The organism is Streptomyces aurantiacus (genome assembly GCF_001418335.1).
GTDB lineage: Bacteria > Actinomycetota > Actinomycetes > Streptomycetales > Streptomycetaceae > Streptomyces > Streptomyces aurantiacus.
Map to the genome: position 1 here is coordinate 1 of NZ_LIPP01000424.1, position 11,354 is coordinate 11,354.

General features: G+C 70.2%; 8 protein-coding genes. All 8 read right to left on the reverse strand.

The annotated features are described in order from the left end of the window. On the reverse strand, nucleotides 1–2,841 hold a 2,841-nt coding region (locus tag AOK01_RS37550; protein WP_055519736.1), incomplete at its 3' end, for a S8 family peptidase. Between the two features lie 609 nt (nucleotides 2,842–3,450). Beyond that, nucleotides 3,451–5,181, reverse strand: a complete 1,731-nt coding sequence (locus AOK01_RS37560) for an outer membrane protein assembly factor BamB family protein (RefSeq protein ID WP_055519720.1) — start codon at nucleotides 5,179–5,181, stop codon at nucleotides 3,451–3,453. Then, nucleotides 5,148–5,789 (reverse strand): hypothetical protein, encoded by a 642-nt coding sequence (locus AOK01_RS37565; protein WP_157871651.1) that lies wholly within the window; start codon nucleotides 5,787–5,789, stop codon nucleotides 5,148–5,150. Before AOK01_RS37565 ends, AOK01_RS37560 begins: the two co-directional genes overlap by 34 nt. A gap of 465 nt (nucleotides 5,790–6,254) precedes the next feature. Next, the gene (locus tag AOK01_RS37570; protein WP_055519723.1) at nucleotides 6,255–6,971 is read right to left on the reverse strand and encodes a cation efflux transmembrane domain-containing protein; all 717 of its coding nucleotides are present in this window, start codon (nucleotides 6,969–6,971) and stop codon (nucleotides 6,255–6,257) included. A 2-nt stretch (nucleotides 6,972–6,973) separates the two neighbouring features. Continuing rightward, nucleotides 6,974–7,309: an ArsR/SmtB family transcription factor gene (locus AOK01_RS37575; protein ID WP_055519725.1), complete on the reverse strand. Its 336-nt coding sequence runs from the start codon at nucleotides 7,307–7,309 to the stop codon at nucleotides 6,974–6,976. A 358-nt stretch (nucleotides 7,310–7,667) separates the two neighbouring features. Then, a complete protein-coding gene (locus tag AOK01_RS37585; RefSeq protein ID WP_157871652.1) occupies nucleotides 7,668–9,095 on the reverse strand; it encodes a hypothetical protein in 1,428 nt (475 codons plus the stop codon). Between the two features lie 75 nt (nucleotides 9,096–9,170). Beyond that, nucleotides 9,171–10,487, reverse strand: coding sequence for a CU044_5270 family protein (locus AOK01_RS37590; RefSeq protein WP_055519732.1), 1,317 nt, complete (start codon nucleotides 10,485–10,487; stop codon nucleotides 9,171–9,173). Next, nucleotides 10,484–11,086 (reverse strand): RNA polymerase sigma factor, encoded by a 603-nt coding sequence (locus tag AOK01_RS37595; RefSeq protein WP_055519734.1) that lies wholly within the window; start codon nucleotides 11,084–11,086, stop codon nucleotides 10,484–10,486. Before AOK01_RS37595 ends, AOK01_RS37590 begins: the two co-directional genes overlap by 4 nt. Nucleotides 11,087–11,354 lie beyond the last annotated feature (268 nt).

Consider the following 11,354-nt stretch of genomic DNA (forward strand, 5'->3'; position numbering starts at 1 on the left):
GGTGGCCGACGAGTAGAGCGACCCGCCGACGTGGGTCTTGCCGTCGGCGAACAGCGGCAGGAAGCCGTAGATGCCGTTGCCCTCGCGGTAGATGCCGTAGTCCGAGCCGATCCGCGGCCCGAAGACCCCCGCGTTGAAGGTCTTCTCGTAGCTCTTGCCGGCCTTGAAGGTCTGCGGAGTGCCGAGACCGTATGCGGCCTCGACGATCGGGAAGCCGCCTTCGTCGAGCCCGCCGTGCTGCTCGAAGTCGAGCTTCCACTTCGCCCCGCCCGCGGTGGACAGGTGCAGCGTCCGCGTGCCGGGCAGCGTCTGCTGGATCCCGGTCGGAAAGTAGCCTGGACTGGCGGGCAGCTTGCCCTCGGCGAAGATCGCGCCCTTCTTGCCGCGCGACGAGGCGCCCAGGCCGGTCTTCACCGTGGCCAGTTCACTCGCCTTGTAGTGCTTGGTGTAACCGGTGGCGAGCTGCTTGACCTTGCCGCCGACGACGACGTCGTACTCCTCGGCGGGCTTGGCCCAGAGACCGGCCCACTCCTGGTACAGGGTGCCGTCGGTGACCTGCGGACCGGCGTGCGCGGTACGGAAGTTGGCGTACGAGTCCAGCCACCAGCCGAACCCGTCCGAGCCGTCCGCCGTGCCGACGGTGTAGCTCGGCCAGCCGGCCCCCGCCTTCGCCGCAGCGTCGGGCACGGTGATGTCCACCGGCTTGGCGGTCCGCGCGTCCACCGTGATCGTGGCCTTCTTGGTGATGCTCAGCTTCGGCTGCGCCACCCAGTCGATACCCTTGGCGATGTCCTCCGCGTCGGCAAATATCCCCGTGTTGAAGATGTAACCGCCCTTGGGAACACGGACCTTGACCGTGCCGGACTCGTCGTAGGGCCGGTACTCCTTGCCCTGGGCGGGTCCGGACACACCGACCAGGGTGGTGCTGTAGTACTTCGCCGGATTGCCGTCACGGCCGAGGAACTTCAGCGTGACCTCGTACACCTCCGTCTCGCGCTGTACCGCCGCCGCCGTGCGGACGCTCTGGCCGCCGCCGGTCGCGGTCACGTACGCGGAGTAGGTGCCGTCGAGCGTGCCGCCCAGCCGGGTGTCGGCCGTGAGGTCGGCGGAGGCCGTGCCGCCCGCCGGGACGGTCAGCGTCCTGGCACCGAGCGTGAAGAAACCGGCCGGCGCGGCCTGCCCCTTCGGATCGGTCGCCGTCACCGCGAGGCTCAGCGTGACGTCGGCCGTGCCGAGGTTCTTGTACGTGACCTTCTTGGTCGCCGGGGTGTCGTCGGTGTGCGGCCACTGCTGGATGCCGAAACTCACCGACGAGGGGACCGCGACCACGGTCTGCTTGATGGCCTTGTCGACCTGGACGCGGCCCGAACCCTGCTGGAACGGCGTGTACGTGCCACCCTTGGCCGAGCCGGTCAGCGCGCCCTTGAGCTCGGTGTACGTCCAGTCGGGGTGCTGCTGCTTCAGGATCGCCGCGGCGCCCGCGACATGCGGGGTGGCCATCGACGTACCCGAAATGCTCACGTAACCGGCCGGGTTCTCACCGACCTCCTGGGCTATGGCACTGCCGGCGGCCGAGGCGGCCGTGGTGTTCACGCCCGGCGCGGTCACGTCGGGCTTGATCTGCCCGTCGAGGCCGGGGCCCGTGCTGGAGAAGTCGGCCAGCTTGTCCGTGTCGTCGACGGCGCCCACGGTGAGCGCCGCCTCCGCGCTGCCCGGCGAGCCGATCGTCTGCTCGCCCCCGTCGTTGCCCGCGGCGATCGCGAAGAGGATGCCCTTCTCCTTGGACAGCTTGTTGACCTGGGCCTCAAGCGGGTCGATGTCGGGAGTGTCCGTGTCGCCGAGGCTGAGGTTGACGATGTCGGCGCCCTGTTCGGCCGCCCACTCCATGCCGGCGAGGATGCCGGAGTCGTCGCCGAAGCCGTTGTCGTCGAGCACCTTGCCGTTGAGCAGTTCGGCGCCCGGCGCGACGCCCTTGTACTTGCCCCCCGACTTGGCGCCCGTACCGGCCGCGGTGGACGCGACGTGCGTGCCGTGGCCGTCCTTGTCGCTCGCGTCGGGCGCGGCGGAGAAGTTCTTCTCCCCGACCACCTGCTCCTTGAGGTCCGGGTGGGTCGTGTCGACACCGGTGTCCAGGACGGCGATCTTGACGCCCTTGCCGTCGTACCCGGCGGCCCAGGCCTTGTCTGCGCCGATCTGCGGAACGGACTTGTCGAGGCTGGCCTTGCGGACCCCGTCGAGCCACACGTGGGCGATACCGGAGGCGGTCCTCGCGCCGCCTGACCGCGTGTCGGTGACCGCGGCCCACAGGTCGGGCGCGTCCCCCCTGGGTGTCAGTACGGCGTCCGCGTTCAGTGACGTGAGGGTCCTGCGGACCTTGGTGTCACCGGCGTCGCGGACGTCCGCCTTCGCCGCGGCGGCCGTGCCGCGGTAGCCGACGATCACCTTGAGGCCCTGCTTCTGGGACTTGCGGTTCGCCGACTTGTTGAGCTCGGTCACGTCGAAGAGCCGCTGGTCGAGCCTGCCGCCGGCGATCAGCAGCGCGGCGTCGGCCGGCACGACAAGGGTGTGTCCATCGGTCTTGCGGATCTCGACGGGTATCTTCTCGCGGCCCTTGGCCCGCTCCAGGCCGACGACACGGCCCTTGGCGTCGACAACGACACGGTCGCCGGTGATCAGGGTGATGCGACGCTTGGGCGTGAGCTGTACGCCCTGGTCAACGGCCTGGTCACCGGCCTGGTCAACGGCCGTGTGCTCGGCCTCCGCCGACGCCGGGCCGGTCATGCCCGCCGCCAGGGCCACGGCTGCCGCCGCGGCGATCGTGGCCGCGCACGTTCTTCTCACTTGTCTGCGCAAGTCTCCCCCTGGAGGCTGTCTGAGAACTTGTTGTCTTCCGGGTGCAATCACTGGGTTTCTACTGGTCAGGCGTAAATCTGCCGCCGACCGCTTCGCCCTCGACGCGGTGTTCCTCATGTCGGCTCGTCAGGGCAAGGGATCGCTTTCGCTCGCCCGCTCGGACGGTCACAGGCCGGAGCGGTGACTGACGACGGGCGCATGCGGGAGGAAAACCCGTCCTGGCCGCGGCGGGGGCACCTTCAGCAACGGACATCGGTGACAGGGCCTTTCCCTAGTGGCGAAGAGACTCAGCCAGCATGCCGGGACCTCGTTGACCGGTTACTGATCGAACCTGACCGGCCGATCAGGAAAGGCGAATACGCCCTCGCCGTACTGGACTCGGTCACCGCGAACGACCCCCGCGAACGCGTCACCGTCCCCGCCACCGGACACGAGATCACCGCCCTGGCCACCACCATCAACAGCACCCGGCCCCAGAGCTTTTCGTTCATCACGACCACTCGGGACCAGAACCGCTTCCTCCGCGCGCGCTGCTCGCGGGCCGCCTGCTGCCGACGCGGCAGCCGGCCAAACTGTGCGCCGAGGGCGGCGCAGTGCTCAGTCGGACAGCAGCAACGCGATCGTTCGGACCAGTTTCTCGTTCTTCGGGGCGTTGACCCCGATGACGTAGCGGCCGGAGGCCACCATGGCGGATTTCTCCGGGCGTAGCTCGTTCCGCTCCGAGATGAGATGGACGTTCCGGTTCAGTCGCTGCACTCCGGTGTCCCATGGGAGGTCACTTGCGGCGACCTTCCGGGCTGTGTCGGAGTCGGCGGCCACCCACCGCACGGTGACCTGGAAGATGTCCTTGTCGGATCCCGACTCGGTGGCGAACCGGCACTGGGTTTCATGCGGCAGCCTGACGCCGAAGACGGTACGGCTCTTGTTGACCGGGAGCCGGAGGTAGCCCTCTCCCAGTGCGCTGAGCTGTCTGTCCGAGAGCAGGGAGCAGGCAGCCGGCCAGTCCGACGGCGCCACTCCTCCCAGGGCGGGTTCCGCCACGTCATGTCGCGCCAGGCGCAGCGCCGTGTACCGGGCGCCGTCTTCCTCGGCGCCCCGGATGATCAGGAGCTCGCCGCTCATCCCGATGAGCTCGCCGCGGAGCGGCCACGGCAGCATTGCGCGTTTCTTGCCGGACAGGTCGATGACCACGCTCACGCCGGTGCGTTGCTGCACCATCTCGGGTGTAGGCGGCTCGCCGTTGGAGATGACGGCCCGGGCGCTCACCACGAGGTCGTTCGGAGCGTCCTGGCGCCACAGCGGTGATCCGTCGGCCCGGAGTGCGTGAAGCTGCCGTCCGTCATGGAAGTACACCGTGTCCCCGACCCGGCCCACGGTCCGGCCGTCACCCACGGGGTCCTTCACGGTGCCGTCGGCCAGGTGGTCACCGGACTCGTCGAAGAGGGTGAAGGAGGCCTTGTGGTTGCCGGCGTCGTCGGACCGCACACCGATCACGTCTTCGGCAGTGGTGAAATGCGTGCGACCGCCGCCGTCCTCTGCCTCCGCCCCTGCCTCCGCCTCTGCCTCTGCCTGCCAGACGCGGTCACCGTCGCGCGGGTCGAGAGCTTTGAGTACCTTCTCCGAGCCCTCCTGGCAGAGCGTGATCGAGTACCGGGCGGTGGCGCCGACGACGGCCGCGTAGTACGTGTCGCCGGTGGCGCCGGCGATCGTGTAGGCCCTGCTGTCGCATTCCGCCTGCCGCTGCCAGGCCGGCTCCCCGGTCCTGGGGTCCAGGCCGGTGATGCGGCCCTCGCCGTCGTGGATGACAATGCCGCGCTCGGTGACGACGACCGTCCCGGGGAAGACCAGCTGCGGCTCGTCCCCGGGCCGGACGATCGTTCTCAGCTCGTACGGTTGCGTCCACAATCGCCATCCGGTGCGCAAGTCGAAGCCTTGCAGGGTTCCCTCGATGTCGGCCACGATCACATCGCCGGTGAGACCGGTGCTCGCGATCCGGTCCGCCGGGTTCGCCCGTACGATCCGGCGGCTCTTGCCCGTACGCGCATCGCGCACATCGATCACGTCGCCCTGCGGGACGAGCACCACATCGTCGGTCACTGTGGGGACACCCGGCTCGCCGCGGGCCGGCTGGGACCAGACGGTCTCGAACGCGTCCGCGCGCACCGACGGCAGGGGCTTCCTGTCGTCGGTGGCCCGGCCTTCGCCGTTGGCTCCGCCTTCTCCGTTGGCTCCGGTGCACGCCGCGAGGCCGAAGAGGGCGAGTGCCGCGGCTACGTGGGCGACGGGGCGGCGCATCAGCAGCCCACCGGTTTCGGTTCCCGTCCGCACTGGTCCGCCTCGTCGGAGAGCTCGAACGGGCCGCCGATGGTGCCCTCGTAGACGGATCCGTATGTCTTGTTCAGGGCGGTGACGGCCCACCGGCTGCCCTCGGGCGCGGGTACGACGCGCTTCTCGGTCCTGCCCGCGATCGTGTAGTGAATGACCAGTTCGAATGCGCGGTAGCCCCGCTGTGCGGTGAAGGTCACGCGGAGTGGCACCTGTTCGTGCGGGGTGAGCGTGATGGCGTTGTCGCGGAAGTACGGCGTGTCGCCGGAGCCCTTGCTGCGAGACATGCGGAACACCGGCGTCGCAGCGTCCATGTCGGCGTGAAGTTTGATCTTCGGCTCTCCTCCTGCGGAGGGCTCGCAGATGAGGCCCCCGTCGAGCGGAGCTGTCGGGCGAGGGGTCCTGGGCTCGATGTCGATCGATTCGATGGTGAGTGCGCGGTCGCCGCCCTGCAGGGTGATGCTGACGCTCAACTCGGAGGCGCGGGCGCCGTTGTTCCTCTTGATGACGGCGTCGGCGTCGGACTGCGTACTGAGCTCTGCGCGGTCCTCAGGAGAGGAGAGGGGGCGGGCGAAGGCCGTACAGCCGGTCTCGTTCATCAACCGCGGCACGACGTCGAAGTCAGGACCTGACGGCGATGAACTGTATGAACTGGGGGTCTCAGCAGGGCTGTCATCGGTGCCCGGTGACAGCCATCCCACGGCAACCGCTACGAGAACTGGAGCGAGGACGAGGGCGAACGCGCTGCCGACGACGCGTTTGAACCACAGAAGCCGTCGCTCTCGGGGGTCAATGGGCGGGTGCTGCCGCCCACCAGGCTCCCGACCCAGTGATCTGCGCATGCTGGACTCCCCCCTAAGCGTCAGCCCGGTGATACAGCCGGCCGTTCAGCATCACTTCGAAGACCTGCATCACTTCGAAGACGTGCATCACCTCGAAGACCTGCTCGCTCCGTGGATCGCATTCACCGCAGAATTCCGCGTCCGATGCGAAGTCAGGGGCGCAACGGCTGGTCAGTCATGCGATCGAGTGAAGCGGCACGACGCGGCACGGAGGGGGCCATGGCCACTTCCCAGTCAGCAGCAGTCGCATCCGGCCCGGCACCCGCACGCGTCGTCGGCCTTCGCCGCCGTCGCGGAGGCAGGCACTGCGGAGGCAGGCACGGCACAGCACCCGTCACCCCGCCAGGCGTCCCGCCCTTCCTTCACCGCCACCCCCGCGATGACGAGCGCCGCGATCGGGTCGGCCCACGACCAGCCGAGTGCGGCATGGGCGACGAGGCCGAGCAACAGGACAGCGGAGAGGTACGTGCACAGCAGCGTCTGCCGTGAATCGGCCACAGCTGAGGCAGAGCCCAGTTCCCGCCCGGCCCGGCGCTGGGCGGCGGACAGGAACGGCATCACGGCCAGCGAGAGGGCCGCGAGAACGATCCCGGTAATCGAGCGGTCCGCCTCCCCCGTCCCGGCGAGAGCCCGTACGGCATCCACGGTGACGTAGGCCGCGAGAACGAAGAAGGAGACGGCGATGACCCGCAGCGTCGTCTTCTCCCGCGCCTCGCGGACGGCGTGCTCGCGCGCGGAGAACTGCCAGGCGACAGCCGCGGCCGAGGAGACCTCGACGACGGAGTCGAGGCCGAAGCCGACCAGCGCGGTGGAGGAGGCGATGGTTCCGGCGGTGATCGCGACGATCGCCTCGACGACGTTGTAGGCGATGGTGGCGCTCACCAGCAGACGTACCCGGCGAGCCAGCACGTCACGGCGGGCGGGCGAGGGTCCCAGGGATATCGCGGCCATGGTCAGCAGCAGCCCTTCTCGGCAGCCTCGGGACAGGTACGGTCCGCCTCCACCGCGACCACGGCCGCGCTCAGGTCGTCGAGGGCGTGCCCGAGGCGCGGGTCGGCCAGCTCGTAACGCGTACGCCGCCCCACCGGCACCCCGACGACCAGCCCGCAGTCCCGCAGACACGCCAGATGGTTCGACAGCCGGGTCCGGGAGACGCCGAGCCTGTCGGCCAGGTCGGAGGGGTGCGCCGGAGCCTCGCGCAGCGCGAGCAGCAGACGGCAGCGGATGGGATCGGCGAGGGCGCGGCCGAAACGGGCCAGGACCTCTACCTCGGTAGCGAGAGTCAGCACACGATGACGGTACAGGAGATCCTGAATTCAGGAAATCATGAACCACCTCACTTCACTTCACTTCACCTCGCCTCGCCTCGCCTCGCCCACGCACGCCCGCACGCACGTCGGTGTTGCCCAGCAGGCCGCGCGTGGCGCCGCGGTATTCGGGGCGGTATTCGGGGCGGTCGAGCTTCACCGACACGACTGCCGTGAGGCCCCTGCCGATCCGGTGGGCGCAGGCATCGGGGGCCGCCGCCATTGCGTCGCGGAGACCGCGTCCGCGTCCGCGTCCCACCATGCGTCGGCCGGGACGACGGGAAGGCAACTGCCTGTGGCCCGCACACCGGTGTGCGGGCCACAGGCAGTTGCCTTTCCGTCAGCGGAGTCCGCGTGAGGCCAGCAGGCCGCACGCGCCCGTCACGCTCTCGCACGCGGCGTTGCCCGCGGCCAGTACGGCTCGGGTGCCGGGGACGCCTGCGATGGCGAAGACCGTGCTGCCCTCGCTCGTCGAGGTGAGTTCCGCCGGGAGTTCCTCGTCGGTCCAGGTGGTTCCGTCCCAGCGGGAGAGCAGCGTGTGGCTGCCACCCTGGGGCGGCCAGCCCGCGACCCACACGCGGCCCGAGCCGTCCACGCCCGTGGCGTTCACCTCGTCGACCCCGGGGACCGGTGTCGGCTGCCACGTGCGGCCGTCGAAGCGCGTGGAAAGCAGCCCGCTCGGCACGCCCGGATCGTTGGTCTTGCCGAGCACATGCACTGTTCCGCGCCTGGTCGACACGATGCGGTTGGCCACCCAGCCGGCGCCGTACTCGAACGGGACCGGGACGGTCCGCACCGTCCAGCGGCGGCCGTCGAAGTGGTGGAGCAGGGGCGTGGAGACGCCGGCCGCCTCGGTCTGGGAGCTGACCCATACGTCGTCGGGGCCGGTGCCGGTGATGCCGAAGGGCTCCACCGTCCTGCCGTCCGGCCCCTGGGGCAGTGCCGTACGGCTCCACTTGTGGCCGTCCCAGTGCTCCAACTGGCCGGAGTACGCCTTGGCCGAGTCGGCGGGGTCCGCCGCCGGATTCCAGTCCAGGGTGGTCAGCCATACGGAGTCGGCGTCCACCGACTTCAGTTGCAGGACGAACCGGATCGAGCCCTCGTCGGGTGCCGGGCGCGACACGGACTTCCAGCGGGTGCCGTCCCAGTGCTGGAGCACGATCGGGTCGGCGGTACCGGGGAGCGCCGCGCCCGCACGGAGCCGGTCCGCCAGGGTGTCGGGCAGCCGGTCAAGGAGCGTGTCCGGCAGCGTGTCCGGCAACCGGTCCGCTTTGGTGCCCTCCGGCGTCCGGGCGGCGGCTGAGGAGGCCGCGGCGATTTCGATGTCGGTGTACGTTCCTGCCGCCCAGACGTCGTTCGGGCCCGAGGCGGCCACCGCGTCCAACTGCGCGGGCCTGCCGCCCGTTTCCGCGGGCGGGACGTCGCTCCACCGGGTGCCGTCCCAGTGCTTGGCCACCGGAGCCGAGGCCCAGGACTCGTCCGTCTTCCTGCCGACCGCCCACGCGTCGGCCCGGCCCGTCGCGGTGATGTCGTAGAAGTCGGTCGACTCCGCCCCGGACAGCGGGAGCGCGAGTTCCCAGGGCGACTTCGCGAGGGCGGCCCGCTGCTCGGCCGCCGCCCGAGCCGGCGCCTGCGACCGATCCGGTCCCTGCGCCTGCGCCTGCGTCTGGGCCTGCGCGGCGTACGGGGTGAGTGCGATGGCGCAGGCCGCGAGCGCGGTGGCCACGCGGGTGGCGGGTAACGCCAACCGTCGTACGGGTGTTGTCATCTTGCCCTGTGTTCCTACTTGAGTGCTGTGTTGTACGTGCTCTTGCTGAGCGGTGTTCCGTCGGATCACACGCGCTCAGTGCTGAGCGTTCTTCGGCACGGTGATCTGCTTCTCGCCCCAGCTCATCCGGGTCGTCGCCGTGTAGTTCACCGTCGTGCCCGCGTCGAGACCCGCTTCCCGGGCCCTGGCCGAGGGGTCGACCAGCAGGAGCTGCTCGCAGAGCAGCTCGCCGGTGGACTCGTCGACGACCAGCCGCTCTTGTACGTCGCCCAGCGGCGTCCGGTACGTGCCGGGGAGGGTGAAGCCCGCCCCCTCGCGCCCCAGCGGATCGGTGACGCTCCCCAGCCCCCGTACGCCGGGCTGTTCCGCCATCACCCGGTACGCGGCTGCCCGGACGGCGGGCTTCACCGGCATCGTGATGAGGTCGGCCGCCTGGCGCAGCACGTAGGCCGTGCGGCCCGCGCCGGCGTCGGCCCCGCTGTCCTGCGCGTACAGACGCTCCAGCTGTCGGCGCAACTCGGCGCTGTCGGAGGGCAGTTCACGCAGGTCCTGGTAGGAGACGTTCTGCGGGCCGAGGGCGTAGATCTTGTCGTCGGCGTCGTCCGTCCGCATGACCGTCGGCGGCCGGGTGCCCATCGTGTAGCCCAGCGTGCCGCCCTCTTCGTTGCCCAGGACCGTGGCCTCCATCGTCTCGGGTGAGCCCGCGGCCCGCCAGCGCGCCTTGTCCGCCGCGGTGCGGGGGGCGGTCACGCCGTCCAGACCGGTGACCATCAGACTCTCGGTACCCGGGCGCACACCCACCGACCACTCGGCGGTCGACGTGGTGCGAACGGCGAAGAGATCCCCCTTGTCCCCGCCCTTCTCCCCGGCCTTCTCCCCGACGACGTTCACGTCCTCCGAGCGCGTGGTGGTCTGCCAGTACGTTCCTTCGGCGGCCGGCGTCTCCGCCTTCTTCGCCACGCTGAGCAGTTCGAGGCGGCCGTCGACGCTGACGTCACCCTTGCTGTCGGCTGCCGCCGACCCCGGCCCCGCAGCAGCGGAGGAGGACTGCGCGGACGACCCCGGGCTCACGCCTGAGGAGTCCCGGTCGAGCGTGCTCACGACCACCGCGGACGCCGCGACGGCTGCGAGGGCCGCCACGGTCCCGAGCGGCTTGATGCCGCCCCGGAGCCCGTCCCGGAGCCCGTCCCAGGTCCCGCCCAGGAGTCGACCCGGCGCCCGGAAGCGAGTCGCGCGACTGTCCGTCGTCCCGGCCCCGGCCAGGATGCGTGCCAGGTCCTCGTGCTGCCGTGCGGAGTTGGCCAGCCTGGACGGGTCCAGTTCGTCGGGCCGGGCGCCCGCGAGCACCTTCATGACGTCGGGCCGTCCGGACCGTTCCTGGGTGTTCTTCATGTGAGTGCTCCTTTGCGATCGCGGTCGGTGCGGCGTGGTGTCTGTGCGAGGCGTGGGGTATCCGCCGGGTACGCCGTATCTGCCGGGTATGCCGTATCCGTCGGGTACGCCGGTTCCAGGGCCTTTTCCAGGCGGCGGCGGGCCCGGTGCAGCCGGACGGTCAGCGTCGCGGTGGTGCAGCCCAGGACCCGTGCGGCCTGCTTGGCGCTCAGCCCGTGCCAGGCGATGAGCGTCAGCAGTTCCCGGTCGGCGTCGGACAGGCTCGCCAGGGCCTGCAGTGCGGCTTCCCGGTCGGTCACGTCCGCCGCGACGTCGCCCGCGTCGGACCGGGCGTTGCTGCTGATGCGCTGTGCCTCCGCGGCGGCGAGGGCGTACTGGTGGCTGTCCCGGCGCCGCAGTTCGCGCACCAGGTTGCGAGCCACTCCCAGGAGCCAGGGCAGCGCGGGTTGCGGGATGTCCCGCACCCGCCGCCAGGCCACGGTGAGTGTCTCGCTGGTGATGTCCTCTCCTACTTGCCGTCCCACCAGGCTCGTGGTGTAGGCGAGGACGCGTGGATAGCACTCCTCGTAGATGTCCCGGAAGCGTTGGGCATGTGTCATGCGCCGTCCCCTCGTATCGGCCGTGTCAGCAAGCAATGCGCGTGGCGGCCCACTTCTTACAGGGAGAGTCGAAATCCAAGCGCGTGGCCCACGTCACACACCCGTCACCGGCGAACAGCGCGCTCCTTCGCCTTTCAGGGGCGCGGGGTACGGCGCAGTCTTTTAAGGGGCGCGGGGAACTGCGCGGTCTTTTAAGGGGCGCGGGGAACTGCGCGACCAGCCACAGCGCACCCGCACCCCACCTCGCACCCGCACCCACACCCACACC